General features: G+C 72.3%; 17 protein-coding genes. 11 read left to right on the forward strand and 6 right to left on the reverse strand.

Annotated features, from left to right (window positions below):
• Positions 1-9: 9 nt before the first annotated feature.
• Complete coding sequence (locus tag DDQ41_RS21960; protein WP_167450272.1) at positions 10-522, reverse strand: MarR family winged helix-turn-helix transcriptional regulator; 513 nt, start codon at positions 520-522, stop codon at positions 10-12.
• Positions 523-677: 155 nt separating this feature from the next.
• On the opposite strand from DDQ41_RS21960, the gene ilvA reads away from it, so the two are divergent.
• From ilvA to DDQ41_RS21975, 3 genes are all read left to right on the forward strand, one after another.
• Positions 678-1907: a threonine ammonia-lyase gene (ilvA, locus tag DDQ41_RS21965; RefSeq protein WP_109296021.1), complete on the forward strand. Its 1230-nt coding sequence runs from the start codon at positions 678-680 to the stop codon at positions 1905-1907.
• Between the two features lie 450 nt (positions 1908-2357).
• Complete coding sequence (locus DDQ41_RS21970) at positions 2358-3404, forward strand: ATP-binding cassette domain-containing protein (RefSeq protein WP_109296022.1); 1047 nt, start codon at positions 2358-2360, stop codon at positions 3402-3404.
• Positions 3401-4252 (forward strand): ABC transporter permease, encoded by an 852-nt coding sequence (locus tag DDQ41_RS21975; RefSeq protein ID WP_109296023.1) that lies wholly within the window; start codon positions 3401-3403, stop codon positions 4250-4252. The genes DDQ41_RS21970 and DDQ41_RS21975 overlap by 4 nt, the downstream gene beginning before the upstream one ends.
• Before the next feature lie 105 nt (positions 4253-4357).
• Here DDQ41_RS21975 and greA read toward each other — a convergent pair whose 3' ends face one another.
• On the reverse strand, positions 4358-4855 hold the full coding sequence (gene greA / locus DDQ41_RS21980; protein WP_109296024.1) for a transcription elongation factor GreA: 498 nt from the start codon (positions 4853-4855) through the stop codon (positions 4358-4360).
• Positions 4856-5185: 330 nt separating this feature from the next.
• Complete coding sequence (locus DDQ41_RS21985; protein ID WP_109296025.1) at positions 5186-5602, reverse strand: DUF4307 domain-containing protein; 417 nt, start codon at positions 5600-5602, stop codon at positions 5186-5188.
• Positions 5603-5700: 98 nt separating this feature from the next.
• On the opposite strand from DDQ41_RS21985, the gene mca reads away from it, so the two are divergent.
• Positions 5701-6582 (forward strand): mycothiol conjugate amidase Mca, encoded by an 882-nt coding sequence (gene mca / locus DDQ41_RS21990; RefSeq protein WP_109296026.1) that lies wholly within the window; start codon positions 5701-5703, stop codon positions 6580-6582.
• 124 nt (positions 6583-6706) lie between these two features.
• Positions 6707-6952, forward strand: coding sequence for a hypothetical protein (locus tag DDQ41_RS21995; protein WP_109296027.1), 246 nt, complete (start codon positions 6707-6709; stop codon positions 6950-6952).
• A gap of 196 nt (positions 6953-7148) precedes the next feature.
• On the opposite strand, the gene DDQ41_RS22000 is transcribed toward DDQ41_RS21995, so the two are convergent.
• Entirely contained in the window at positions 7149-10421 is a 3273-nt protein-coding gene (locus DDQ41_RS22000) for a tetratricopeptide repeat protein (protein ID WP_109296028.1), read from the reverse strand.
• Positions 10422-11212: 791 nt separating this feature from the next.
• Positions 11213-11779 carry a Uma2 family endonuclease gene (locus tag DDQ41_RS22005; protein ID WP_109296029.1) on the reverse strand — a complete coding sequence of 189 codons (567 nt, stop codon included), beginning with the start codon at positions 11777-11779 and terminating at the stop codon, positions 11213-11215.
• A 232-nt stretch (positions 11780-12011) separates the two neighbouring features.
• Between DDQ41_RS22005 and DDQ41_RS22010 the strand changes: the two genes are divergently transcribed.
• The 5 genes from DDQ41_RS22010 (at position 12012) to DDQ41_RS22030 (ending at position 21169) form a co-directional block, all read left to right on the forward strand.
• Complete coding sequence (locus DDQ41_RS22010) at positions 12012-14168, forward strand: thioredoxin domain-containing protein (RefSeq protein WP_109296030.1); 2157 nt, start codon at positions 12012-12014, stop codon at positions 14166-14168.
• A 233-nt stretch (positions 14169-14401) separates the two neighbouring features.
• Entirely contained in the window at positions 14402-15652 is a 1251-nt protein-coding gene (locus DDQ41_RS22015) for a glycosyltransferase (RefSeq protein WP_373995443.1), read from the forward strand.
• Positions 15649-17280: a phospholipid carrier-dependent glycosyltransferase gene (locus tag DDQ41_RS22020; RefSeq protein ID WP_109296032.1), complete on the forward strand. Its 1632-nt coding sequence runs from the start codon at positions 15649-15651 to the stop codon at positions 17278-17280. Before DDQ41_RS22015 ends, DDQ41_RS22020 begins: the two co-directional genes overlap by 4 nt.
• The gene (locus DDQ41_RS22025) at positions 17277-18533 is read left to right on the forward strand and encodes a glycosyltransferase (protein ID WP_109296033.1); all 1257 of its coding nucleotides are present in this window, start codon (positions 17277-17279) and stop codon (positions 18531-18533) included. The genes DDQ41_RS22020 and DDQ41_RS22025 overlap by 4 nt, the downstream gene beginning before the upstream one ends.
• A 161-nt stretch (positions 18534-18694) precedes the next feature.
• Positions 18695-21169, forward strand: coding sequence for a galactose oxidase early set domain-containing protein (locus tag DDQ41_RS22030; protein ID WP_109296034.1), 2475 nt, complete (start codon positions 18695-18697; stop codon positions 21167-21169).
• 472 nt (positions 21170-21641) lie between these two features.
• Here the strand turns inward: DDQ41_RS22030 and trhA are convergent, their stop codons facing one another.
• Positions 21642-22328 (reverse strand): PAQR family membrane homeostasis protein TrhA, encoded by a 687-nt coding sequence (gene trhA / locus DDQ41_RS22035; protein WP_109296035.1) that lies wholly within the window; start codon positions 22326-22328, stop codon positions 21642-21644.
• 194 nt (positions 22329-22522) lie between these two features.
• On the opposite strand from trhA, the gene DDQ41_RS22040 reads away from it, so the two are divergent.
• On the forward strand, positions 22523-24346 hold the full coding sequence (locus DDQ41_RS22040) for a phosphoenolpyruvate carboxykinase (GTP) (protein WP_109296036.1): 1824 nt from the start codon (positions 22523-22525) through the stop codon (positions 24344-24346).
• Positions 24347-24457: the final 111 nt, after the last annotated feature.

The following is a 24457-nucleotide window of genomic DNA, read 5'->3' on the forward strand; positions in this document are numbered from 1 at the left end:
GGGTCCCGGTCAAGAGGCCGGGGGCGCCTCCGCCGCTTCCGGGGGCGGTCCGGCCTGCCGAGCGGAGAGCGCCGAGTTGAAACGGGTGAGCAGGGTGCAGAACGACTCCCGCTCCTCCGGCGTCCAGTCGTCCGTCACCCAGGCCATCAGCGCGCGCCTGGAGGATCGGACCTCCTCCAGGCGGGCCTGGCCGCGGGGGGACAGCTGGAGCACGACGGCGCGGCCGTCCTCCGGGTGGGACGTGCGCTTCACCAGGCCGGTGTCGACGAGCGGCGCGACCTGGCGGGTGACGGTGGAGGAGTCGATGCCCATGCCGGCCGCGAGGGCCTTCACCCCCATCGGGCCTTCCTGGTCGAGCCGGTTGAGCAGCAGATAGGCGGCTCGGTCCATCGAGTTGCGGACCTGGCCGACGCCGCCCAGTCTCGTCTGCTCGGCTCTGCGCGCGAAGACGGCAACCTGGTGCTGGAGGGCATCGAGGAGGCCGGCGTCAAGATCAGTCGTCATGTCCTGAGATGTGGGCATGGCTGCGGGGCTCTCTCGTGCGGCGGTCGTTTGGTGGGGGACAGAGTACGCGGAGGCGGGCTGGTGCGTACCGGCCCTTCGGAAACCGGTGGGAGCCGGTTCCCCGGGGCTGGCCCGGGACCGCCCGGGGGCCGCTGAGCTGCGAGACTGCTGTCATGAGCTTCCGTACCACTGGCCCCTTTCACCCCGTCATCCTCGATGATGTGCGAGGGGCGCAGAAGATGCTCTCCGGGGTCGCGCGGCTGACGCCGATGGAGGGCAGCCGCCACCTGTCGGGACTGGTGGGTTCCCCGGTGCACCTGAAGTGCGAGAACCTCCAGCGGACGGGCTCGTTCAAGCTGCGCGGCGCCTATGTGCGGATCTCCGGGCTGCGGCCCGAGGAGCGGGCCGCCGGCGTCGTCGCCGCCTCGGCGGGCAACCACGCGCAGGGCGTCGCGCTCGCCTCCTCGCTGCTCGGTGTGCGCTCCACGGTCTTCATGCCGAAGGGGGCCCCGCTGCCGAAGGTCGCCGCGACCCGTGACTACGGCGCCGATGTGAGGCTCCATGGGCATGTCGTCGACGAGACCCTGGCCGCGGCGCAGGAGTACGCGCACCGGACGGGCGCCGTCTTCATCCACCCCTTCGACCACCCGGACATCATCGCCGGGCAGGGCACGGTGGGGCTGGAGATCCTCGAGCAGTGCCCGGAGGTGCGGACGATCGTCGTCGGGCTGGGCGGCGGCGGTCTCGCCGCGGGGATCGCGGTCGCGGTCAAGGCGCTGCGGCCCGACGTGAGGCTGATCGGGGTCCAGGCGGAGGGGTCGGCCGCGTACCCGCCGTCGCTCGCGGCGGGGCGGCCGGTGTCGATCGAGTCCCCGGCCACGATGGCCGACGGCATCAGGGTGGGCCGGCCCGGGGACGTCCCGTACGCGCTGGTCGAGGAGTTGGTCGACGAGGTGCGCACGGTCCCCGAGGACGCGCTGTCCTCGGCGCTGCTGCTGTGTCTGGAACGGGCCAAGCTGGTGGTCGAACCGGCGGGGGCGAGCCCTGTGGCGGCGCTGCTGAGCGACCCGCAGGCATACGGGGGGCCGGTCGTGGCGGTGCTGTCGGGCGGCAATGTGGACCCGCTGCTGATGCAGCGCGTGCTGCGGCACGGTATGGCCGCCGGGGGCCGCTACCTGTCCCTGCGGCTCCGCCTTCCGGACCGGCCCGGCGCGCTGGCGACCCTGCTGGGCGTGCTGTCGGTGGCGGACGCGAACGTGCTGGACGTCGGGCATGTGCGGACCGACCCCGGGCTCGGACTGACGGAGGTCGAGGTGGAGCTCCACCTCGAGACGAAGGGCCCGGAGCACTGTGCGGAGGTCTCCTCGGCGCTCCGCGAGGCGGGCTACCGGGTCACCGGCTGACCGAGGGGCGGGCGTGTGGGTCACCTGCTGATCGAGGAGCGGGCTACCGGGCCATCGGTTGACCGAGGGGTGGGCCTGTGGGTCACCTGCTGATCGAGGGGCGGGCTACCGGGCCATCGGTTGACCGAGGGGTGGGCCTGTGGGTCACCTGCTGATCGAGGGGCGGGCCCGTGGGTCACCTGCTGATCGAGGAGCGGGCTTGCGGGTCGCCGGCTGACCGAGGGGCGGGCCCACGGCTCGCGTGCCGGGCAGGGCACTCGTGCCCCGGGGGTGCGGGCGGTCCCCCGGCGCACCCGGGGAGGCTGGCGAATCGCGATGTATCGCGTTACAGTGCGTCCCGGTCGTAAATTCACCTGCGTCGGCGATCGTTGAAACCTAGGCTTGCGCAGCGATCGTCTGAATCAGGCAGGCGACAGCAACCACCTCCACCACGTGACTGGGAGTACCCACATGCCAGGCGCCATTTACGCCGAGGGTCTGGTCAAGACCTTCGGCGAGGTACGGGCTCTGGACGGAGTTGATCTCGACGTTCCCGAGGGCACCGTCCTCGGCCTCCTCGGCCCGAACGGCGCGGGCAAGACCACCGCCGTGCGCGTCCTGACCACCCTGCTCCGCCCCGACAGCGGCAGGGCCGTCGTGGCGGGCATCGACGTCCTCCAGCGCCCCAACGACGTCCGGCGTTCCATCGGGCTCTCCGGCCAGTTCGCGGCGGTCGACGAGTACCTCACCGGCCGCGAGAACCTGCAGATGGTCGGCCGGCTCTACCAGATGAACGCGAAGGCGGCGAAGGCCAGGGCGGGCGAGCTGCTGGAGCGGTTCAACCTCGCCGACGCCGCCGACCGGCCGGCCAAGACCTACTCCGGCGGTATGCGCCGCCGTCTCGACCTCGCCGCCGCGCTGGTCGTCTCCCCGCCCGTGATGTTCATGGACGAGCCCACGACGGGTCTCGACCCGCGCAACCGCCAGGCCCTGTGGGAGGTCATCAAGGAACTCGTCGGCGGCGGTACGACCCTGCTGCTGACCACCCAGTACCTGGAGGAGGCGGACCATCTCGCCGACGACATCTGCGTCGTCGACCACGGCAGGGTCATCGCCCGGGGCACCGCGGACCAGCTCAAGGCCCGCACCGGCGGGGAGCGCGTCGAGGTCGTCGTCCACCGGCCCGAGGAGATCGCCCCGGCCCGAGGCGTCCTCCGGCGCTTCGGCGCGGAGGGGGAGGACGCGGGCGACATCGCGGTCGACGAGCACACCCGCAGGCTCACGGTTCCGGTGACCGGCGGGGCCAAGCTGCTCGCCGAGGTGATCCGTGAGCTGGACGCCGTCGGCATCGAGATCGACGACATCGGCCTGCGCCGCCCGACCCTCGACGACGTCTTCATCTCCCTGACCGGCCGCCATGCCGAACAGGACGCCGAGGAAGGCGCGGATGAGGGCGGCGAGGTGCCGACCGCCCGGCAGGACAGGGGCCGCAAGGCCGGAAAGGAGGCCGTGAAGTGACCACCGTCCAGGAATCGGCGGAGCGCGTGGCGGCGCCCCGCCCGCACGGCGGCATCGCGCAGTCGGTGAACGACTCGCTCGTCGTCGCCAAGCGCAATCTGATCCGGATGACCCGGATTCCGGAGATGATCATCTTCGGGATGATCCAGCCGATCATGTTCGTGGTGCTGTTCAGCTACGTCTTCGGCGGATCCATGCAGATCGGCGGGTCGACTTCCCCGTCCGTCTACCGGGAGTTCCTGATGGCGGGCATCTTCGCCCAGACCGTCACGTTCGCGACCGCGGGAGCCGGGGCGGGCATCGCCGACGACATGCACAAGGGCCTGATCGACCGCTTCCGGTCGCTGCCCATGACGCGCGGCGCGGTCCTCACCGGCCGTACCCTCGCCGACCTGGTGCAGACCGCGCTCACGGTCGTGGTCCTCGCCGTCGTCGCCCTGCTGGTCGGCTGGCGGGTCCACGAGGGTGTCCTGAAGGCGCTGGCGGCCTTCGCCCTGCTGCTGCTGCTCGGTTACGCCTTCTCGTGGATCGGCGCGCTGATCGGCCTGTCGGTCCGCACGCCCGAGGCGGCCACGTCCGGCGGGCTGATCTGGCTCTTCCCGGTGACGTTCATCTCGAACGCGTTCGTCGACTCCAGCAAGATGGTGCCGTGGCTCCAGACCCTCGCGGAGTGGAACCCGTTCAGCGCCACCGTCCAGGCCTGCCGCGAACTCTTCGGCAACCCGGGGGTCTCGACGTCCGACGCCTGGCCCATGCAGCACCCGGTACTCGCGTCGGTGATCTACTCCATCCTGATCATCGCGGTCTTCCGCACCCTCGCGGTGCGCAAGTACCGCTCGGCGGTCTGACACCGCCACGTCCCTCGTGCCGTGCCGCCCCGCGGACGCCGGAAGGCCCCGGCAGCGTCGATCGCTGCCGGGGCCTTCCGGCGCACGGGGCCGGGGTGCGGTGTGTCAGCCCCGGTAGGGCTTGGCCTCGAGGACCCTCACCATGGCCGTCCTGCCGTTCGGGAGCTCGTACTCGGCGTCCTGGCCGACCTTCTTGCCGTTCACGCCCGCGCCGAGCGGGGACTGCGGCGAGTACGTCGAGATGTCGCCCGACGCGTACTCGCGGGAAGCGAGCAGGAAGGTCTCGGTGTCGCTCTCGTCACCGCCGAAGGCGACGGTCACCACCATGCCGGGGGCCACCGTGCCGTTGTCCGCCGGGGCCTCGCCGACCTTGGCCTTCTCCAGGAGCTGGGTCAGCTGGCGCACCCGGAGCTCCTGCTTGCCCTGCTCCTCCTTGGCCGCGTGGTACCCGCCGTTCTCCCGCAGGTCGCCCTCCTCACGGGCCGCCTCGATCTTCTTCGCGATCTCGACGCGCGCGGGACCAGACAGGTGCTCCAGCTCGGCCTTGAGCTGGTTGTACGCCTCCTGGGTGAGCCAGGTGACGTTCTCGCTGGTCTGGGTCACAGGTGCTCCTCGTAGGTACTGGGATACAAAGCATCGCCCTACCCAGAAGGATGTACCTCCAGGAGTGGGCGAAACCACGAGCCTAACAATTGGCGGCGGAGAGGGGGAGGACCGAAAGCCCCCGAATTGCGTGAGCGCAGGTCAGGGCAGGCCAGGGCAGGGCGGGGCGGTTCGGTGCGGTTCGGGCGAAGCGGGCCGGTGCGGCTCGGTGAGGCTCGGTGAGGATCGGTGCGGCTCGGTGTGGATCGGTGCCGTTCGGGCCGGTGCGGGGCAGGCCGGTGCCGGTCGGTGCCGGTCGGCGCGGGTAGGCACCGGCGGGGCCGGGAGGCGTCAGCCGTTCGGCCCGGGGTCCGCCGTGCAGCCCAGGAGTTCGGCACTCGTCGCCCTGGCCGTCGTGCGCACCGTGACCACCTGGTCCACCCGCGTCTCGGGCATGTCGAAGCGGACGTCGCGCCGACCGACCTCGGAGCCGTCCTCGGCGCGTGAGCGCAGGGTGCAGTAGCCCTGGGCGTCGCCGTCCTTCCGGACCTCGAGGTGCACCTGTACGCGGTCCTGACCGCTGATGTCGAACTTGATGATCTCGGCGCTGATCCGCTGGCCGCTGACGTGGTCGTAGCCGAACCAGGCGATCATGGCGACGAAGCCGGCGCCGAGCACCGCGCCGATGATCCTGAGCCTGCGGTCGGCGCGCTCGTCCGCCGAGCGCCCGTAACGGCCCTCGGGGAGCCCCTCGCGCACCGCGCCCATGATCGTCCTCACCTTTCCGAAAGACTCCGGAATTTTCGCCCCCCGGTTTCCGTCACTATAGAAGCCGTCCGATGCGACACATCACCGAGGATCGAGTCTTGACTGAGCAGCTGCGACTGATGGCCGTCCACGCCCACCCCGACGACGAGTCGAGCAAGGGCGCGGCCACGATGGCCAAGTACGTGTCCGAGGGGGTGGACGTGCTGGTCGTGACCTGCACGGGAGGAGAGCGCGGCTCTGTCCTCAACCCCAGGCTCCAGGGTGACCGGTACATCCGGGAGAACATTCACGAGGTACGCCGCAAGGAGATGGACGAGGCCCGCGAGATCCTGGGCGTGCGGCAGGAGTGGCTCGGCTTCGTCGACTCCGGCCTGCCGGAGGGCGACCCGCTGCCCCCGCTTCCCGAGGGCTGCTTCGCGCTGGAGGACGTCGACAAGGCGGCGGGCGAACTGGTGCGGAGGATCCGCTCCTTCCGCCCGCACGTCGTCACCACGTACGACGAGAACGGCGGTTACCCGCACCCCGACCACATCATGACCCACAAGATCACGATGGTGGCCTTCGAGGGCGCGGCGGACACCGAGAAGTACCCGGAGTCCGCGTACGGCCAGGCCTGGCAGACCCGGAAGCTCTACTACAACCAGGGCTTCAACCGTCCGCGCACCGTCGCCCTCCACGAGGCGCTGCTGGCACGCGGTCTGGAGTCCCCGTACGGCGAGTGGCTGGAGCGCTGGAAGGAGTTCCAGCGTGCCGAGCGGACCCTCACCACGTACGTGCCGTGCGGCGACTTCTTCGAGACCCGTGACCGGGCGCTGATCGCCCACGCCACCCAGATCGATCCGGACGGCGGCTGGTTCCGCGTCCCGATGGAGATCCAGCGGGAGGTATGGCCGACCGAGGAGTACGAGCTGGTCAAGTCCCTCGTCGACACCTCCCTGCCCGAGGACGACCTGTTCGCCGGAGTCCGCGAGAGCGCCTGAACCGGCCCTCCCCCCGCTGCCGCCCCTCCCCCTCCCGGCCCTCCCTCCCCCGGCCCCGGGTGGGCCGGGGGAGGACGGCTCGTACGCCCGGGTATGGTCGGTACATCCACCCAAGGAGCGACCGATGAGCAGCACAGGCCTGGCGATGACGCACCTCGTCCCTCTCGCCAAGGAGCTCGACGAGAACAAGGTGACGCCCGGCGTCCTCGGATTCATCGTCTTCGCGGTGATGGCGGCCGGCGTCTGGCTGCTGATGAAGTCGATGAACCGCCATATGAACCGGGTGAACTTCGAGCAGGCCCCGGCGCCGAAGGCGCCCGCGGGCACCGCGTCCCCGTCGGCCGGTGCCGAGCCGGCGAAGGGCGAGTAGAACCCGTCCCCGGAAACGGTTCCGCAAGCGGCCCCGGTGCCCCGAAGCCGGGGCCGGGGCCGGGGCAGATCAGGGGCAGGGGCAGGGGCAGGGGCAGCCGGCGGCGCGGACGGCGTGGACGATGCCGGTTGGCGCCGGTTGGCGCCGATGAGCGCCGATGGGCGCCGGGGTGCGCCCGGGCCGGCCCGGACGGGATTCAGTCCACGGGTACGCCCATCACCTCCCTGGCGTGCCGGCCGGGCACCATGCCCAGCGGCCACGCCTGCCAGCCGTCCTCAAGACGCACTCCGCGCTCCAGGACCAGGCCGAACGCCTCCACGCAGCCCTCCAGGCGGGCGTCGCGGGCCGGGTGGGACCCGGCCCGCAGAGCCGCCAGCTCCTCCTGTGCGACCGCGGTGCCCACCTCCACCCCGCCCGCCGACGCGTACGGCAGCAGTGTGCAGCGCAGGAAGGCGGCCCAGTCCGCGCCCCGGCGGTCGCCGTACGAGGCGAACAGCGCCGCGGCCTCGTCGCAGAGCGCCAGCGCCTGCGCGGAGCGGCCGTTGCCGGCGTCGACCACGGCCAGCTCCAGGCAGGTCCACGCCTCCCCGTGGGCCACGCCGATGCGCTGGAAGTCCGAGCGGGCGTCGACCAGGAGCTGGCGGGCGAACCCGGAGTTGCGCAGGTTGCCGGTCTGCGCGGCGCGCTGGTCGCGGGTGGCGCGCCCGGAGTGGTGGCGGGCGCAGGCCAGCCCGTACACATCCCGCATCCGGGAGAACATCGTCCGGGCGCGTTCCAACTCGCGCACCGCCCGGTCGCGTTCGCCCCCCTCCTCCAGCGCCTGCCCCAGGTAGTACAGGGTCCACGCCTCACCGCGCGCGTCCTCGTTCTCGCGGTGCCGGGCGAGGGCCCCGTTCAGCTGCTCGACCGCCGGCGACGGGTCGCCGGCCACCAGCCTGGCCCGGGCCAGCTGGGTCAGCGCCCACGCCTCCCCCCGCTCGTCCTGGGTGCGCCCGTACAGGTCGAGCGCCAGCCGCAGGGAGGACTCCGCCTCGGGCACCCTGCCCAGGCGCAGATGCACCTGCCCGAACTGGAAGTGGGACCAGGCCTCGCCGTGCAGCGACTCGCTCTCCCTGTGCAGCCGTACGGCGGTGGTGAGCAGCGCCAGGGCCTCGGCGATGTTCGCCCGGTCCCGCTCCACCGCCGCCAGCGCGTGCAGGGTCCACGCCCGGTCGGCGGCCAGTTCCCCGGACGACTGCAGCTCGATCGCCTCGCGCAGCCTCGCCGACGCCTCGGTCAGATTGCCCTGGTGGTGCAGGGTGATGCCGAGGGAGCACAGGGCCCGGGCCGCACCCGCGTCGTGCTGTGCCTCGCGGTACAGGTCCACCACGGAGGTCAGGGTGGTGCGCGCCTTGTCCAGCTCGCCGAGCTGCCGGGCGGCGATACCGGTGCGCCACTGCACAGAGCGGACCAGCAGGCCCTGGTCGACGGCCTGCGTCAGTTCGCTGATCTCCCCGAGCCGGTAGAGGTCGCCGCGCAGCAGGCAGTAGTCGCACAGGGCGCCGAGGAGGTTCAGTACGGCCCGCTGGTCCACGCCCTCGGCGTGCCGGAGTGCCGCCGTGATGAAGCTCGACTCGTCGTCCAGCCAGCGCAGCGCCGCGTCCAGCGAGGTGAAGCCGTGGCCGGCGGAGGTCCGGGCGAACATGTCGGCACGGGTCGAGGTCTTCCCGTCGACCAGCCGGATCACCGTGTCGGCGAGCTCCGCGTACCCGATGATCAACCGCTCCTGGGCGGCCGTGCGCTCGGCCTGCTCCTCCTCGTCCAGCAGCCGCGCCTGGGCGAAGGCGCGCACGGCGTCGTGCAGCCGGTAGCGCTCCCCGCCTCCTTCCCCCGCGGCCCGCGGACGCGGCGGGGCTCCCGGCGGAGCGGCGGAACCGCCGCGCACACGGTCCAGCAACCCGGCGCGGGCCAGCTCCGACAGCTGCCGCTGCGCCTCGGACTCGTCCGTGCCCAGCAGCGCCGACGCGGCGGCGGCACCCAGGGAAGCCCGGCCCGCGAGGGCGAGCCTGCGCAGCAGCCGGCGGCCCTGGTCCGGCAGATCCGTGTAGCGCAGCCAGAGCGCCCGCTCCACCGGGCTCACCGGGCCGTGGGAGGCGAGTCCGGCGGCCAGTGACTGCGGGGTGCGGGCGCCCAGGGAAGAGCCCGCGATCCGCAGTGCCAGCGGCAGCCCGCCGGACAGGTCGCGGATCGCGTCCATCGCCCGGGAGTCGTGCGGGCCCGCGGGGGGCTCCCCGGCGGACGCCGCGAGCAGTTCCCCGGCGCCCGCCGCGTCCAGGGCCTTCACCGGCAGCCGGTACACCCACGCGGGGACGTCCGCCGGGAGCTCCAGCGGCTCGCGGGCCGTGACCAGCACCAGGCTGTCCGAGCGTTCCGGAACGAGGGCCCGCACCTGCCGGGGGTCGCTCGCGTCGTCCAGTACGACGGTGACGGGCAGCCCGGTCAGATACCGGTGGTACAGCTCGCCGAGGCGGCGCAGCTGCTGCTCGGGCGACGACCGCTCCCGGAACAGCAGCTGCTCCCGGGGCGCGCCGAGCCGGTTCAGCAGATGCAGCAGCGCTTCCCGCGTCGAGAGCGGCTGCTCGTCGGACCCGCCGCGCAGGTCCACCAGGCACGCGCCCCGGAACTGGTCCCTCAGCTCGTGGGCCGCCCGCAGCGCGAGGGTCGTGCGGCCGGACCCGGGCTCGCCGTGCAGCACCACGACCGTCGGCCTGGTCTCCGTCGACGCCCGCGCGGCGTGCACCCACTGCGCGATCTGCGCCATCGCCTCCCGGCGCCCGGCGAACGGCCCCCCGGGCCGCGGAAGATGGGTGAACGACTGCTCCAGCACACTGCGCCTGCGCGCGGCCTGGCTGCGGTCCACCGCGCGCAGCGGCGGGCCCGCCGCCTTCCTCGGCGGGCGGGCGGTGGCGGCCGCCAGAATCCGCTGCTGGTCCAGGAAGGGGCGGACACCCCGGACCTCGAGTGCCGTCAGCCACTGCAGCCTCAACTGCTCGGGGCCACCCGGCTGTCCGAGCGCACCGGCCCTGCGATGGGCCGCCGGCCAGTGGGCGGCCGTCACCCTGGCGACGGTCGCCGCCGCTCCCGCCACCGCGACCACGGCCCCGGCGCCGAGCGCCGTGCCCGTCGCCGTGCCCAGGGCCATGTCGGCGCCGACGGCGGCGGCCGCCGCGACCGCGGTGACCAGCAGGGGGGTCGACACCGCCTGCCGGCTGAACCGCTCGGTCAGGGACGAGCGCCCGGCCTCCGCCTCCTCCAGCGCGCCGAGGTACGCCGTGTACTCCTCGCCGGCGCTCGCCGCCATCGCGTCCAGTGCCTCGCGGCCGCGTGCGAGCATGGCCGCCGGATCCGTTCTGCCGCCCGAGCGGCGCGCCTCCTCCTCGACGGCCCGTACCAACAGCCGCTCGGCTTCCGCCCGGTGGCCGTCCCGCATGTGGTCCCCCTCCGACAGCTTCCGCGTCCCTTTCCGGTGCCAGTGTCCTGCGGGACGCGCGCCCGCGCGAGGGAGTCCGCCGATCAAGCCCCTTCCGGGGTGGTCCCGCCGTGTACTCCGGAACTCACCCTTCAAGGGATATCACCCTATTGGCGGGCGTTTGTCCTGACGGGGCCCGGGCAGCCGCTCGATGACGGACTCGGCGGCCACGAAGGGAGGGCCCCCTGGCAGACATCCAAGTCCCTTGTCCCGACTGCGAGGAGGAGGACGCCACGAGCAGAAGAAGCCTCAGTTGAGTGGCGGCTCCGGGTGGTTCCGGCGAAGTCCCGCTGCGCTGCTTCCCGCCGACCGCCACCCGGAAGCCGCCGCGGCCGCCGGACGGCAGCCGAGCCCGCCGTCGCGCCGGGCCGCCGACACCCGGCCCGGCGGGAGCGGGGAGGGACGCGGGTCTCTCCCCGCTTCGCCGTGTCGCGGCCCGGACACCGTCGCCGGCGCCCGCCGGGCGGCACCGTGTGCCGTGCGGGGAGTGCCGACCCCGGACCGCCGCGATCTCCGGATCACCCTGCAGCAGTCCCGTGACGGGCATGAAGCGGGGGCGGCTCCCCACGCGGCTCGTTCCCGGCGAGAACATGCAGGTCGGCACCTGGTTTGAAGCTCTGCATCCTCTCTTCGGACCGCCTACGACGGCTCCGGGCCGAGCCGCGGGTCGATGCCCAGAGGCCCCCGGTTGCGGACATGTCTTCGCCCACAGGACGTCGGAGCCGCCGAGGGCGCGGGCGATTCCTCGTCGCTCACAGGGTCCCGAGGTCGACCGTGACAGGGAACGGCGCGGTGGCCTTCACGGTGCCGGTGAACACCTCGCCGTCCCGGTAGGCCCTGTTGGCCGGGTCGAGGACGTAGGTGTACACGATCGGGACACCGGTGGCTGCCTGCTCGACCCGCCAGTAGAAGGCGATGCCGGCCTTGGCGTACTGGTCAACCTTCACGATCCGGTCGGTGGTCTCTGACCCCGGGGAGACGACCTCGACGACCAGGAGCACGTGCTCGGGGCGGGTGGGCGTGAGGTCGACGGTATCCGACCGGTACACGATGACGTCCGGACGGCGGTTGGTGAGCGGCACGTCCTGCAGGCGGACGTCGAAGTACGTGTCGGCGTTCCAGTCCGGGCCTGCGGCTGCGTCCAGGGCGTTGGCCAGGATCCGCGCCAGCCGGTTGTGCCGCTTGGAGGCGCTCGGGCTCACAACGACCATCCCGTCCACGATCTCGATGCCGGCGCACTGCTCCTCGGACCAGGAGTCGTACTGCTCCGCGCTGATCTGCGAGTGCATCCACGCGGGCGCCACCATCTCGGCGGTCATGGAGTACCTCCTTCGAGGATGCGATGCTGCTCGACTCAGCGTACTGCCCGCTTCCAGTCGGGCACCGGCTTCGGGTCAGGGCGGAACTTCCAGTGTCCGCAGGGCGACCTGGATGGAAAAGGGGCGATCCGCCTTCACCACGTGAGGGCGTATGAGTGCGAAAACGGCCGAGTGGGGCGGGGGCTTGCGGGCTGAACCGGCAGGGCCGTGTCGGCATGAGAGCCTGGGCCGTATGAACCGGTTGGCTGGTGTGACCTCGCCGTATCTGCTTCAGCATGCCGACAACCCGGTGGACTGGTGGCCCTGGCAGCCGGAGGCGTTCGACGAGGCGAGGCGGCGCGACGTACCCGTGCTGCTGTCGGTCGGCTACTCGGCGTGCCACTGGTGCCACGTCATGGCGCACGAGTCCTTCGAGGACGACGGCACCGCCGCGTACATGAACGAGCACTTCGTGTCCGTCAAGGTGGACCGCGAGGAGCGGCCCGACGTGGACGCGGTCTACATGGAGGCCGTGCAGGCCGCCACCGGGCAGGGCGGCTGGCCCATGACCGTGTTCATGACGCCGGACGGGGAGCCGTTCTACTTCGGGACCTACTTCCCGCCGGAGCCCCGCCCCGGGACGCCGTCCTTCCGGCAGGTACTCGAAGGCGTCCACGGCGCGTGGACGAGCCGGCGCGACGAAGTGGGCGAAGTCGCCGCGAAGATCACCAGGGACCTTGCCGGGCGCGAGCTGAGGACCGGGGACGCCGGGTTGCCCACCGACGAGACCCAGGCCATGGCGCTCCTCCGGCTGACCCGGGACATCGACCCCGCGACCGGCTGGTTCAGGGGGGACACCAGGTTCCCGCCGTCGATGGTGATCGAGTTCCTGTTGCGCCACCATGCGCGGGCCGGCTCCGTGGCGGCGCTGGAGATGGCGGAGGGGCTGTGCGGCGCGATGGCCCGTTCGAGCCTGTACGACCAGGTGGGCGGGGGGTTCCACCGCTACGTACTCACGCCGGCGCCCGGTGCGCCCCTGGTGCCCCACTTCGAGAAGATGCTCTACGACAACGCCCTGCTCTGCCGGGTGTACGCCCATCTGTGGCGGCTCACCGGCAGCGCCCCGGCCCGCCGGGTCGCCCTGGAGACCGCCGACTTCATGGTGCGGGAGCTGAGGACCCCGGAGGGCGGCTTCGCCTCCGCGCTCGACGCCGACAGCGCGCTGCCCGACGGTTCCGGGAAGCACGCCGAGGGCGCGTACTACGTCTGGACGCCGGGCGGGCTGAGGGAGGTGCTGGGCGAGGAGGACGCCGAGTTCGCCATGCGGTACTTCGGTGTGACCGAGGAGGGCACGTTCGAGCACGGCTCCTCCGTGCTCCGGCTGCCGGGGGACGCGGAGGACGCGGGGGACGCCGGGGACGCCGGGGACGCGAGGGATGCCCGGGACACGGGGGATGCCGGGGACGCGGGGGACGCCGGGGATGCGAGGGATGCCGGGGACGCGGGGGACGCCGGGGACGCCGGGAGGGTCGCGTCGGTGCGCGGGCGCCTGCTGGCCGCGCGGGAGGAGCGCCCGCGCCCGGGCCGCGACGACAAGATCGTCGCCGCGTGGAACGGTCTGGCGATCGCCGCCCTGGCCGAGGTGGGCGGGTACTTCGACCGGCCGGACCTGGTCGAGCGGGCCACCGAGGCGGCCGACCTGCTCGTCCGGCTCCACATGGACGACGCCGCCCGGCTGGCCCGTACCTCCAGGGACGGCCGCGCCGGTGCCAACGCCGGAGTGCTGGAGGACTACGCCGACGCCGCCGAGGGCTTCCTCGCCCTGGCCTCCGTCACCGGCGAGGGCGCGTGGCTGGATTTCGCCGGTCTTCTGTTGGATGGCGTCCTGGAGCGGTTCACCGGTTCCGAGGGGCAGTTGTACGACACGGCCCAGGACGCCGAGCGCCTGATCCGGCGGCCGCAGGACCCCACGGACAACGCGGCCCCCGCCGGCTGGACGGCCGCCGCGGGGGCGCTGCTCTCGTATGCCGCGCACACCGGATCCCGGGCGCACCGCACCGCGGCGGAGCGGGCGCTTGGCGTGGTGCGGGCCCTCGGCCCGCGTGCCCCACGGTTCATGGGCTGGGGGCTCGCCGTCGCCGAGGCGCTGCTCGACGGGCCGCGGGAGGTGGCGGTCGTCGGGACGCCCGGGGAGGCCGGGATGCGGAAGCTGCACCGGGCCGCGCTGCTGGGGGCCGCGCCGGGCGCGGTGGTCGCCGCCGGGGGACCGGACAGCGGCGAGTTCCCGCTGCTGGCGGACCGCCCGCTCGTCGACGGGAAGCCGGCGGCCTATGTCTGCCGGCACTTCGTCTGCGCCGCCCCCGTCACCGAAGTGGACGCGCTGCGTGAGGAGTTGACTCCCGGGGCGTGACCGCCGTCGGGCGGTTTTCGGCGACCTGCCCGAAACGCGCCATTCATCGAAAGAGGCGTACGTCGGTCACACAATCCTCCTATTCTCTTCAGCGCTGACACGGCAGCTGTGCGTGCGGCGGATCCGTACGGCGGTTCCGCCTGCCCGCGCAGGGGGGTTCCAGGGGGGAGCAGCGCGGTGGGCGAGGGGGCCCGCCGCGGCGGTCGCCCCTGTCGTTGGGGGGCACATTGCTCATGTCCTTGCTCATCGGCGCCATCTCCTTGGCGCTCTTCTGGATGGCGGCGTTCACGCTCTGGTGGCAGATGCACGCCTGGCGCACGCCGGAGACGCTCGCGTCGACCCGCTTCGAGAGCCCGGCGGGCGGGGAGCGGCTGTCGTTCTCCCTGCTGCTTCCCGCCCGGCATGAACAGCTGGTGCTCGAGCACACGATCGACAGGCTGCTGGAGTCCGGCCACCGGGACTTCGAGATCATCGTCATCGTCGGGCACGACGACCCGGAGACCGCGGACGTCGCCGCCCGGGCCGCGTCCCGCGACCCCGGCCGGGTGCGGGTCGTCGTCGACACCCATGAGACCAAGAACAAGCCGAAGGCGCTCAACACGGCCCTCCCGCACTGCCGCGGGGACGTCGTCGGCGTCTTCGACGCCGAGGACCAGGTCCACCCGGAACTCCTGGCCCATGTCGACCACGCCTTCACCGCCACCGGCGCCGACGTCGTCCAGGGCGGCGTCCAGCTGATCAACTTCCACTCCTCCTGGTACGCGCTGCGCAACTGCCTGGAGTACTTCTTCTGGTTCCGCTCGCGTCTCCACCTGCACGCCGCCAAGGGCTTCATCCCGCTCGGCGGCAACACCGTCTTCGTCCGCACCGACGTGCTGCGCGAGGCCGGCGGCTGGGACCAGGACTGCCTGGCCGAGGACTGCGATCTCGGGGTGCGCCTGTCGAGCCGGGGCCGCAGGGTCGTCGTCGCCTACGACGCCGACATGGTCACCCGCGAGGAGACCCCCGGCACGCTGATGTCGCTGCTGAAGCAGCGCACCCGCTGGAACCAGGGCTTCCTTCAGGTGTACCGGAAGCGGGACTGGCGGCAACTGCCCACGCTCGGGCAGCGGATGCTCGCCCGCTACACGCTGATGACCCCGTTCATGCAGGCCTTCACCGGCGTGGTCATCCCCGTCAACGCCGCCGCCGCGCTGCTGCTCGACGTGCCCGTCGGTGTCGCCTTCCTCAGCTTCCTTCCGCTGGTCACGGCCGTGATGACCTTCGTCTTCGAGATCGTCGGTCTGCACGACTTCGGAACCCAGTACGGGCTGCGGGTCCGCTTTCCGCACTATCTCAAGCTCATCGCCGGCGGCCCCCTCTACCAGGTGCTCCTCGCGGGCGCGGCCGTCCGGGCCGTCTGGCGCGAGCAGCGCGGCCGCAACGAGTGGGAGCTGACCAGCCATGTCGGCGCGCACCTCACCCGAGAGGACGTCCCCGCGTGACCTCCACCCTCACGGCGGCGCCGGTGCCGGCGGCCGCCCGCTCCGCCGACCCCCGAAACGGGCCGGCCGTCCGGCCCGCCGTCCGCTTCCGGTCCTCCCGGCCCGATCTGCTGCTCTGCGGCGCGCTGCTGACCGCCATCCTGGTCGTGCAGGGCTGGAACATCGGGCACTTCCCCACCCTCAGCGACGACGAGGGCACCTATCTCGCCCAGGCCTGGGCCGTCCAGCAGGGCCAGGGCCTCGCCCACTACACCTACTGGTACGACCATCCCCCGCTCGGCTGGATCCAGCTCGCCGGGCTGACCTGGATCCCCTCCCTCATCGCGCCCGACGCGATGACGGTCGCCACGATGCGCGCGGCGATGCTGCTGGTCAGCGCGGCGAGCGCGGTGCTCCTCTACGTCCTGGCGCGCCGGCTGTGGCTGCCCCGCTGGGCCGCCGGGCTGGCCATGGCCCTCTTCGGGCTGTCACCGCTGTCCGTGGTCCTGCAGCGGGAGATCTTCCTCGACAACCTCGCCGTGATGTGGATCCTGCTGGCCTTCTGCCTCGCGGCCTCGCCCAGGCGCCACCTCTGGCACCACTTCGGGGCCGGGATCGCCGCCGCCACCGCGGTGCTCACCAAGGAGACCATGCTGGTCGTCCTGCCCGCACTGCTGGTGACGATGTGGCGCTTCAGCCACCGGGACACCCGCAAGTTCGCGGTCACCGGCGCCGTCGCCGCCTGCGCGCTGATCGGCTTCTCGTACCCGCTGTTCGCGCTCCTCAAGGGCGAACTGCTGCCCGGCGAGGGGCATGTGTCGCTGTGGGAGGGCGTCGCGTACCAGATGAGCCGGCCCGGCTCCGGGTTCGTCCTCGGCGAGGGGACCGGCTCGAACGGTGTGCTGCGGTCCTGGCTCTACTACGACCGGGTGCTGCCGGTCGGAGGTCTCGCCGCCGCCGCTCTGCTGCTGCTGACACCGCGCTGGTCGGTGACCGCGCGGGCGCTCGCCGGGCCCGCGCTCGCGGTGGCCGTCCTGGCGGTCGTGGCCCTGCGCCCGTCGGGCTACCTCCCGGCGATGTACGTCATCCAGGCGCTGCCGTTCCTGGCGCTGGTGCTGGCCGGCGTCGCCGCGAGCGCCGGGCACGCGGTGCTGCGCAGGTGGCGGCGCCCCGGCGAGGCGCGGCCGCTCGTCCTCGCCAGGCGGGCCGCGGCCGTCGCGCTCGCGCTCGCCGCGGCCGGGTACGTCGGACCCCGCTGGTACGACGGCGACCGCACCGCGATGACGGCCGACGCCAACGTCCCGTACCGGGCCGCCGCGGCGTGGCTGAGCACCGAGGTGCCCGAGCCCTCCCGCACCCGGGTGCTCGTCGACGACGCCCTCTGGCTCGACCTGGTGCACGCCGGGTACCGGCCGGGGCTCGGGGCCATCTGGTTCTACAAGGCCGACCTGGACCCGGCGGTGGCGAAGACCATGCCGCGCGGCTGGCGGGACCTCCACTACGTGGTCGCCTCACCGACGGTCCGCCGCGACGCCCGCGACCTGCCCACCGTGCGGGACGCGCTGGAGAACTCCGCGCCGGTCGCCGTGTTCGGGGCGGGCGAGGACCGCATCGAGATCCGCGAAATCGGGGGAGCCGACCACACATGACGAGCCATCACACACCCTCGGCGGACGGGCTGGGGTACAGCCCCGGAGCGCTGGAGGACACGCTCGGCGAGACCGCGGGCCTCGCCGAACCGGCGGCCGTCACCGTCGTGATCCCCACCTTCAACGAGTCCGCGAACATCCGCGAACTGCTGCACCGGCTCACCGACTCGGTGCCGGCGCGCCTCCCCTGCGAGGTGGTGTTCGTCGACGACTCCTTCGACGACACCCCGGCCGTGATCGCCGAGGCCGCGCAGGACTGCCCGTTCCCCGTCACCGTCATCCACCGGGACGTGCCCGACGGCGGGCTCGGCGGCGCGGTGGTGGAGGGCATCAAGGCCGCCGGGTCCGGCTGGATCGTGGTCATGGACGCCGATCTCCAGCATCCGCCGTCCCTGATCCCCGAACTCGTCGCCACCGGCGAGAAGGAGTCCGCCGACCTCGTCGTCGCCAGCCGCTATCTGCCCGGTGGAAGCCGCGCGGGGCTCGCGGGCGGCTACCGGGTGGCCGTCTCCCGGGGGGCGACCTGGCTCGCCAAGGGGCTCTTCCCCCGCGCCCTGCGCGGCATCAGCGACCCCATGAGCGGCTTCTTCGCCATCCGCCGGTCGGCGGTGGCCGCGGAGGCGCTGAAGCCGCTCGGCTACAAGATCCTGCTGGAGCTGGCCGTACGCTGCCGCCCGGGAGAGGCCGCGGAGGTGCCGTTCGCCTTCCAGGACCGGTTCGCCGGCGAGTCGAAGTCGACGGCCAGGGAGGGGCTGCGCTTCCTGCGCCACCTGGCCGGGCTGCGGAGCGCCTCCCCGTTCGCGCGGATGGCCGCCTTCGGGCTCATCGGGCTCACCGGCTTCGTCCCCAACCTGCTGGCGCTGCACGCGCTGGTGACCGCCGGGCTGCACTACCTGCCCGCCGAGATCATCGCCAACCAGGCCGGCGTGCTGTGGAACTTCGCCCTCATCGAACTGCTGCTGTTCCGCGACCGGCGCCACCACCGGCACTGGGCGGACCGGGTGGGCCGCTTCGCGCTGCTCGCCAACGCCGACCTGGTACTGAGAATCCCGCTGATCGCCCTGCTCGTCGGGCAGTTCCGACTGGCCGTGCTGCCCGCCACCACGCTCGCGCTGCTGACGACGTTCGTGCTGCGTTTCGCCGGGACCGAGGCGCTCGTCTACCTGCCGCGCAGAGGCGGTACGGCAAGGAGCCGTACCGCGAGGAGCCGTACGGCAAGGAGCCGTACCGGTACCGCGAGGAGCACCAGTTGAGACCACCCGGGCGTACCCGCAGACCCATCCACCCCACCCGACTCATCCACATCAGCCGACTCATCCGGCCCGCCCGACGCACCCGACCCACCCGACCCACCCGACGTACCCACTCCACCCTTCAGTCCCGTAGGACGACCGCCCTGCTCGCCGTCGCCGCCATGACCACGGGACTGCTGCTCGCCGCCCAGCAGCCGGCCGCGGCGGGACCCAACCTCGTCAAGAACCCCGGCTTCGAGACCCCCGGCAGCGGCGACATGCCGTTCTGCTGGGCGAAGTCGGGCTGGGGCGACAACGACTTCACCTTCACCACCACCACGGACGCGCACACCGGCTCCGCCGCGATGCGGGTGGAACTCACCCGCCGGCTGGACGGCGACCGCAAGGCGCTCATCACGGAGTCCGCCGCCTGCGCCCCGCACGTCGTCCCGGAGCGGCAGTACGACCTGTCCTTCTGGTACAAGTCGACGACCCCCGACACCGCCCTCACCCTCTTCCGCCACGACACCAACTCGGGCTGGCAGTACTGGACCGACCTGCGCACCCTCCCCGTGGAGGGCGACTGGACCCGCAGCGAGGTCCGCACCCCGGTCATCCCACCCGACACGGACCAGATCACCTGGGGCGTCTCCGTCTTCGGCACCGGCAGCGTCACCACCGACGACTACGCGATGGAGGAGGTCGCCCCGCCGCCGCCGGAGCCGGAGTGCACGGCCACCGCGGAGGAGTGCGCCAAGGGCCGCTGGGACGTGCTGCCCACCAGGAACCCGGTGCGCTCGGTGCACTCGGTGGTGCTCCACGGCGGTACCCCCACCCGGGCCGGGGGCTCCGGCGGAGGCAAGGTGCTGCTGATCGCCGGTTCCGGGAACGACCCGGCGATGTTCGAGGCGGGGACGTTCACCACCGCCTTGTACGACCCGGTGACCGGGACCTACAAGGACATCCCGACGCCCGCGGACATGTTCTGCGCCGGACACGTCCAACTGTCCGACGGCCGGGTGCTGGTGATGAGCGGCAACAAGGGCTACCCGTCGGCCGACGGCTCGATCGGCTACCAGGGCCTGAAGGACTCGTACATCTTCGACCCGGTCACCGAGACGTACACGAGGACCAACGACATGAACGGGGGCCACTGGTACCCGTCGGCGACGATCCTCGGCAACGGCGACGTCATCTCCTTCGGCGGGCTGAAGGAGGACTCGACGGGCAATGTGACGGCGGAGAAGTTCTCGGCCGCCGAGAACCGGTGGCTGCCGCTCCACCAGGTCAACCAGACCTGGTCGTTCTGGGGCCTGTACCCGTCGATGATCCTGATGCAGGACGGCCGCCTCTTCTACTCGGGCAGCCATGTCTTCGGCAACGGCACCCCCGGCACCGGCGCCTCGATCTACGACTACGACGCCAACACCGTCACCGACGTGCCGGGTCTGCGGAACAAGGACCAGCGCGACGAGAGCGCCAGCGTGCTGCTGCCCCCGGCGCAGGACCAGCGGGTCCTGACCATCGGCGGCGGCAACAACGAGACCAACCCGGCGGCCAACCGGACCACCGACATCATCGACCTGAAGCAGCCCGACCCGCGGTACACGGCGGGTCCGCCGCTGCCGCAGGGCCTCGTCGACCAGGGCCAGGGCAAGCGCCCGCAGACCGGTGACGAGGGCAAGATGTACGTCTCGGCGGTGCTGCTGCCCGACGGCAAGGTGCTGGAGACCGGCGGCGGGCTGCACGACCGGGCCGACCCGGTGTACGAGGCGTCCTTCTTCGACCCGGTGACCGACACCTACGAGGAGGGCCTCGCGGCCGACCCGATCCCGCGCACCTACCACTCGTCGGCGTTCCTGCTGCCGGACGGCCGGGTCATGGCCGTGGGCGACAACCCCGGCAACGGCACCTACAACCACAACGTGTCCGTCTACACCCCGCCGTACCTGCTCAAGGGCCCCCGCCCGCGGATCACCTCGGTGGCCGAGGGCGAGTGGCGGTACGGCGACACCCAGCGGATCACGGTGGACCGGCCGATCGTCCGGGCGGAGCTGATCCGCCCGGCCGCGGTCACCCACTCCTCGGACCCGAACCAGCGGTTCGTGGACCTTCCGATGAGCGTGGTGGACGACACGACGATCGACCTCAACGTCACCGGCAACCCCAACCTCGCCCCGCCCGGCTGGTACATGCTCTTCGGAGTGGACGCGGCCGGAATCCCGTCGGTGGCCGAGTGGGTGCACCTGGGGGACCCGTCCGCCGCGGCGGGGGCCGGGCACGGCGCCGCGTCCGGGCATGACGCCCCGTCCGGGCACGGTGCCCCGTCCGCGCATGACGCCCCGTCCGCCCATATCCACGACTTCGCCGGGGATCTCGGCAGGTCCCCGAAGAAGAACGGCGAGAAGCGGTCCTCGGCTCCGGTCAGCCCGAAGATCGCGGGCTGCGACCGCAACTACGGCACGGCCGGCGTCTGCGTGCCGCTGGCCTTCCCGGCTCCGGTGAAGGCCACCACCGGGTCCCGCTGCGACTGGCTCGCCGCGCACGGATACGGCCGGCTGAAGGTCAACGGCAAGCACGACCCGCTCCGGTTGGACCCGGACCGGGACGGCCGCGCCTGCGGGAAGGGCGACCTGAGGAGGCAGCGGGGCCGGTAGCCCCGCGCACCGGGCCCTGCCGGAGCCGTCGCCGTCGGAGCCGTCGGCCCCGCCCCGTCCGGACCCGTTCCGGCCCGTCCGAGCCGTCGAGCCCGGTCGGCTCGCCGGGGGTCCGACGGGTGGGTCAGACGGGTCCGGCAGAGTCGGACGGGGCGGGGGCCGGTGGGCAGGACGGCGCGCTCCGGCGCCGACCGACCGGCGCCGACCGACCGGCGCCGACCGGCGGCCCCGTGCCGCGTGTCCCGTGCCGCGTGTCCGGTGCCGCGTGTCCGGTGGCTCGCTGTCCCGTGCCGCCTGTCCGGTGGCTCGGCGGTTCCACCAGCCGGGCAGGGGCCCGCCCCGGGCCCCTGCCCTCCGGAGCGCCTTCGTCCCCGGGTGCGTCGGCCGGTAAGGCCCGCCGGCCTTACCGGCCGACGCACCCGGGGCGGCCGGTCCGCGTCAGGGTGCCCGCGGGCCGCCCCTTCCCCGCGCCTCAGGAGTGCTGGTAGGCGACCAGGGAGATCCCCACGTAGTGGACGACGAAGGCGGCCAGGGTGAGGGAGTGGAAGACCTCGTGGAAGCCGAACCAGCGCGGCGACGGGTTCGGCCGCTTCATCCCGTAGATCACGCCCCCGGCGCTGTACAGGAGCCCCCCGACGATCACCAGCACCAGGACGGCGATGCCGCCCGTGCGCAGGAAGTCGGGCAGGAAGAACACCGCGGCCCAGCCCATCGCGATGTAGCAGGGCGTGTACAGCCACCGGGGCGCGCCCACCCAGAACACCCGGAAGGCGATTCCGGCGACCGCTGCCGCCCATACCGCCCACAACAGCACTCGTCCGGTGGAGTCCGGCAGGAGCAGCAGGGTCAGCGGGGTATACGTACCGGCGATGATCAGGAAGATGTTGGCGTGATCCAGCCGGCGGAGTACGGCCGTCGCGCGGGGGCCCCAGGTGCCCCGGTGGTAGAGCGCGCTCACACCGAAGAGCAGACAGGCGGTGAGCACGTATATGCCGCAGGCGATCCTGCCGCGGGTCGAGTCCGCGAGGGCGGTCAGCACGATCCCCGCGACCAGCACGGCGGGGAACATCCCCGCGTGCAGCCAGCCCCGCAACCGCGGCTTCACCGGAGGTGGATCGATCTCGGTCTCATCGGTCGCGTCGGGCCGCGCTGCAGTCATGGCGGCATGCTATCCACGGGCCCGCAGGGGGCCGACCCCGAGTGGCAATGCTCACGTGAGGGGTCCTCTGGACAGATGGGCGCCGGGCGCGGATGATCAGATGAGTGCGGTCGGCACCGGATGAGCGGCTACGAAGCGTCCGGGTCGCAGCCCCCACGGGGCGACAACCTCAAACCCCTCATTTAGGAGCAATCGTGGCGCGCGACATCGCGGCTCCCGGCAACGCCCCCACCAACCACCGGGAACTGATCGCCTGGGTCGACGAGATCGCGGAACTGACGCAGCCGGACCGGGTGGTCTGGTGCGACGGTTCCGAGGCCGAGTACGACCGCCTGGCCGAGGAACTGGTCGCCAAGGGCACGTTCCGCAGGCTGGACCCGATCAAGCGCCCCAACTCCTACTACGCCGCCTCCGACCCCACGGACGTGGCGCGCGTCGAGGACCGCACCTTCATCTGCTCCGAGAAGGAGGAGGACGCCGGCCCGACGAACCACTGGAAGGCCCCCGCGGAGATGCGGGAGGTCTTCTCCGGCGAGAAGGGAGTCTTCCGCGGTTCGATGAAGGGCCGGACGATGTACGTCGTCCCCTTCTGCATGGGCCCCCTCGGCTCGCCGCTCTCCGCCCTGGGCGTCGAGATCACCGACTCCGCCTACGTCGCCGTCGCCATGCGCACCATGACCCGGATGGGCCAGGCCGTCCTGGACGAACTCGGCTCCGACGGCTTCTTCGTGAAGGCCGTGCACACCCTCGGCGCACCGCTGGAGCCGGGCCAGGAGGACGTTCCGTGGCCGTGCAACTCCACCAAGTACATCTCGCACTTCCCCGAGTCCCGTGAGATCTGGTCCTACGGCTCCGGCTACGGCGGCAACGCCCTCCTGGGCAAGAAGTGCTACGCCCTGCGCATCGCCTCCGTGATGGCACGCGACGAGGGCTGGCTCGCCGAGCACATGCTCATCCTCAAGCTGACCCCGCCGCAGGGCGAGCCGAAGTACGTGGCCGCGGCCTTCCCCTCGGCCTGCGGCAAGACCAACCTGGCCATGCTGGAGCCCACGATCTCCGGCTGGACGGTGGAGACCATCGGCGACGACATCGCCTGGATGCGGTTCGGCGAGGACGGCCGCCTTCACGCGATCAACCCCGAGGCCGGCTTCTTCGGCGTCGCACCCGGCACCGGCGAACACACCAACGCCAACGCCATGAAGACCCTGTGGGGCAACGCGGTCTTCACCAACGTCGCCCTCACCGACGACGGCGACATCTGGTGGGAGGGCATGACGGAGGACACTCCGGCCCATCTGACCGACTGGAAGGGCAACGACTGGACGCCGGAGTCCGGCACCCCGGCCGCCCACCCGAACGCCCGCTTCACCGTCCCGGCCGCGCAGTGCCCGATCATCGCGCCGGAGTGGGAGGACCCGAAGGGCGTGCCGATCTCGGCGATCCTCTTCGGCGGGCGCCGCGCCTCCGCCGTCCCGCTGGTGACGGAGTCCTTCGACTGGCAGCACGGCGTCTTCCTGGGCGCGAACGTCGCCTCCGAGAAGACCGCGGCCGCCGAGGGCAGGGTCGGCGAGCTGCGCCGCGACCCGTTCGCGATGCTGCCCTTCTGCGGCTACAACATGGGCGACTACATGGCCCACTGGATCAAGGTCGGCAAGGACGCCGACCAGTCCGCGCTCCCGAAGATCTACTACGTGAACTGGTTCCGCAAGAACGACGCCGGCGAGTTCGTGTGGCCGGGCTTCGGCGAGAACAGCCGCGTGCTGAAGTGGATCGTGGAGCGTCTGGAGGGCCGGGCCGAGGGCGTCGAGACGCCGATCGGCATCCTCCCCACCCGGAAGTCCCTGGACACCGACGGCCTGGAGCTGTCCGACGAGGACCTGGACTTCCTGCTCAAGGTCGACGCGGACGTCTGGCGCGAGGAGGCCGCGCTGGTCCCGGAGCACCTCAACACCTTCGGTGACCACACCCCGAAGGAGCTGTGGGACGAGTACCGCGCACTGGTCGCCCGACTGGGCTGAACCCCCACTCGGAGCCGGGGCCGGGGCCCGCACCGTACAACGGCGTACGGAGCGGGCCCCGGCCCTTTCCGGCGATGGCGTCCCGCCGGGTGTCCGCCGGGTGGTGCAGCC

The sequence above is a fragment of the Streptomyces spongiicola genome, from assembly GCF_003122365.1.
In the GTDB taxonomy this organism is placed as follows: Bacteria; Actinomycetota; Actinomycetes; order Streptomycetales; family Streptomycetaceae; genus Streptomyces; species Streptomyces spongiicola.

What these genes read in the sequence shown, in the direction of transcription:
- DDQ41_RS21995 (WP_109296027.1), top strand. Translation starts at nt 6,707, where the DNA reads ATGAGCAGCACAGGCCTGGCGATGACGCACCTCGTCCCTCTCGCCAAG.
- trhA (WP_109296035.1), bottom strand. Translation starts at nt 22,328, where the DNA reads ATGACTGCAGCGCGGCCCGACGCGACCGATGAGACCGAGATCGATCCA.
- DDQ41_RS21970 (WP_109296022.1), top strand. Translation starts at nt 2,358, where the DNA reads ATGCCAGGCGCCATTTACGCCGAGGGTCTGGTCAAGACCTTCGGCGAG.
- DDQ41_RS22015 (WP_373995443.1), top strand. Translation starts at nt 14,402, where the DNA reads ATGTCCTTGCTCATCGGCGCCATCTCCTTGGCGCTCTTCTGGATGGCG.
- DDQ41_RS22025 (WP_109296033.1), top strand. Translation starts at nt 17,277, where the DNA reads ATGACGAGCCATCACACACCCTCGGCGGACGGGCTGGGGTACAGCCCC.
- DDQ41_RS22010 (WP_109296030.1), top strand. Translation starts at nt 12,012, where the DNA reads ATGAACCGGTTGGCTGGTGTGACCTCGCCGTATCTGCTTCAGCATGCC.
- DDQ41_RS22030 (WP_109296034.1), top strand. Translation starts at nt 18,695, where the DNA reads ATGACCACGGGACTGCTGCTCGCCGCCCAGCAGCCGGCCGCGGCGGGA.
- DDQ41_RS22005 (WP_109296029.1), bottom strand. Translation starts at nt 11,779, where the DNA reads ATGACCGCCGAGATGGTGGCGCCCGCGTGGATGCACTCGCAGATCAGC.
- DDQ41_RS21960 (WP_167450272.1), bottom strand. Translation starts at nt 522, where the DNA reads ATGCCCACATCTCAGGACATGACGACTGATCTTGACGCCGGCCTCCTC.
- ilvA (WP_109296021.1), top strand. Translation starts at nt 678, where the DNA reads ATGAGCTTCCGTACCACTGGCCCCTTTCACCCCGTCATCCTCGATGAT.
- DDQ41_RS21985 (WP_109296025.1), bottom strand. Translation starts at nt 5,602, where the DNA reads ATGGGCGCGGTGCGCGAGGGGCTCCCCGAGGGCCGTTACGGGCGCTCG.
- DDQ41_RS22000 (WP_109296028.1), bottom strand. Translation starts at nt 10,421, where the DNA reads ATGCGGGACGGCCACCGGGCGGAAGCCGAGCGGCTGTTGGTACGGGCC.